The organism is Loktanella sp. IMCC34160, from assembly GCF_004145845.1.
In the GTDB taxonomy this organism is placed as follows: domain Bacteria; phylum Pseudomonadota; class Alphaproteobacteria; order Rhodobacterales; family Rhodobacteraceae; genus SELP01.
In genome coordinates this window covers 1-2,500 of the sequence record NZ_SELP01000013.1, presented here as the reverse complement: position 1 = coordinate 2,500, position 2,500 = coordinate 1, and the positions used below count along the sequence as shown (strand labels likewise).

General features: G+C 54.4%; 1 tRNA gene and 2 rRNA genes (1 of these 3 cut by a window edge). All 3 read left to right on the top strand.

Going from position 1 to position 2,500, the window contains the following annotated elements:
* Positions 1 to 2,176 (top strand): 23S ribosomal RNA (locus tag EU803_RS18395); it begins 659 nt to the left of the window's first position.
* Between the two features lie 77 nt (positions 2,177 to 2,253).
* Positions 2,254 to 2,368 (top strand): 5S ribosomal RNA (gene rrf / locus EU803_RS18390).
* A gap of 50 nt (positions 2,369 to 2,418) precedes the next feature.
* Positions 2,419 to 2,495, top strand: a tRNA-Met gene (locus EU803_RS18385).
* The last annotated feature ends 5 nt before the right edge of the window (positions 2,496 to 2,500 follow it).

The window sequence follows — 2,500 nt, the reverse complement described above, 5'->3', positions numbered from 1 at the left end:
GAGTCTTAAATGGGCGCATGAGTTCGTGGCATCAGACCCGAAACCGAGTGATCTAGGCATGGCCAGGTTGAAGGTGCGGTAACACGCACTGGAGGACCGAACCCACATCCGTTGAAAAGGATCGGGATGAGCTGTGCCTAGGGGTGAAAGGCCAATCAAACTCGGAGATAGCTGGTTCTCCGCGAAATCTATTTAGGTAGAGCGTCGTACGAATACCCTCGGGGGTAGAGCACTGGATGGGTAATGGGGCCCCACAGGCTTACTGATCCTAACCAAACTCCGAATACCGAGGAGTACTATACGGCAGACACACGGCGGGTGCTAACGTCCGTCGTGGAGAGGGAAACAACCCTGACCTACAGCTAAGGCCCCCAATTCATGGCTAAGTGGGAAAGCAGGTGGGACGACCAAAACAACCAGGAGGTTGGCTTAGAAGCAGCCATCCTTTAAAGATAGCGTAACAGCTCACTGGTCTAAATAAGTTGTCCTGCGGCGAAGATGTAACGGGGCTCAAGCCATGAGCCGAAGCTTAGGACTGCGTATGCAGTGGTAGCGGAGCGTAGTGTGACATGGACCCTATCCTCTTTTGCCCCTTTCGGGGGGTATTGGAGGATCATGGGTTCTTCTGTGAAGCCGGCCTGTGAGGGATCCGGTGGAGAGATCACTAGCGAGAATGATGACATGAGTAGCGACAAAGGGGGTGAGAGACCCCCTCGCCGAAAGTCCAAGGGTTCCTGCTTAAAGCTAATCTGAGCAGGGTAAGCCGACCCCTAAGGCGAGGCCGAAAGGCGTAGTCGATGGGAACCAGGTTAATATTCCTGGGCCAGGAGATGGTGACGGATCGCGGGTGTAGTTCAGCCTTATCGGATTGGCTGGGCTGCTGAGCGGTTCCTGGAAATAGCCCTCCATGAGATCGTACCCTAAACCGACACAGGTGGACTGGTAGAGAATACCAAGGCGCTTGAGAGAACGATGTTGAAGGAACTCGGCAAAATACCTCCGTAAGTTCGCGAGAAGGAGGCCCGTTCAGGAGGCAACTCTTGGGCGGGGGCACAAACCAGGGGGTGGCGACTGTTTACTAAAAACACAGGGCTCTGCGAAGTCGCAAGACGACGTATAGGGTCTGACGCCTGCCCGGTGCCTGAAGGTTAAAAGGAGGAGTGCAAGCTCCGAATTGAAGCCCAGGTAAACGGCGGCCGTAACTATAACGGTCCTAAGGTAGCGAAATTCCTTGTCGGGTAAGTTCCGACCTGCACGAATGGCGTAACGACTTCCCCGCTGTCTCCAACATCGACTCAGCGAAATTGAATTGCCTGTCAAGATGCAGGCTTCCCGCGGTTAGACGGAAAGACCCCGTGCACCTTTACTACAACTTCAGACTGGCATCAGGTACAGCATGTGCAGGATAGGTGGTAGGCTTCGAAGCAGGGACGCCAGTCCTTGTGGAGCCTCCCTTGAGATACCACCCTTGCTTTGCTTGATGTCTAACCGCGGTCCGTTATCCGGATCCGGGACCCTCTGTGGTGGGTAGTTTGACTGGGGCGGTCGCCTCCCAAACAGTAACGGAGGCGCGCGAAGGTTGGCTCAGAGCGGTCGGAAATCGCTCGTTGAGTGCAATGGCAGAAGCCAGCCTGACTGCAAGACTGACAAGTCGAGCAGAGTCGAAAGACGGCCATAGTGATCCGGTGGTCCCGAGTGGAAGGGCCATCGCTCAACGGATAAAAGGTACGCCGGGGATAACAGGCTGATGATGCCCAAGAGTCCATATCGACGGCATCGTTTGGCACCTCGATGTCGGCTCATCTCATCCTGGGGCTGGAGCAGGTCCCAAGGGTATGGCTGTTCGCCATTTAAAGAGGTACGTGAGCTGGGTTTAGAACGTCGTGAGACAGTTCGGTCCCTATCTTCCGTGGGTGTAGGATACTTGAGAGGAGTTGCCCCTAGTACGAGAGGACCGGGGTGAACGATCCACTGGTGGACCTGTTGTCGTGCCAACGGCAGTGCAGGGTAGCTATGATCGGACAGGATAACCGCTGAAGGCATCTAAGCGGGAAGCCCCCCTCAAAACAAGGTATCCCTTGAGGACCGTGGAAGACCACCACGTCGATAGGCCGGAGATGTAAGCGCAGCAATGCGTTCAGTTGACCGGTACTAATGGTCCGATAGGCTTGATTTGATCCAGTAAAAGCAAGACCAGATCAAAAGCATACACACACAGTATACTTGACTAAAACAAATGATGTTCTTCCTCGGTCTGGTGGTCATAGCACGAGCAAAACACCCGATCCCATTCCGAACTCGGCAGTTAAGTGCCGTCGCGCTGATGGTACTGCGTCTTAAGACGTGGGAGAGTAAGTCACCGCCAGACCTAGAAAGAACATCATAAATCTCTCTCTAATCGATCAAATCCTCAAGCACCGCGGGGTGGAGCAGCCCGGTAGCTCGTCAGGCTCATAACCTGAAGGTCGTAGGTTCAAATCCTACCCCCGCAACCAAAGAT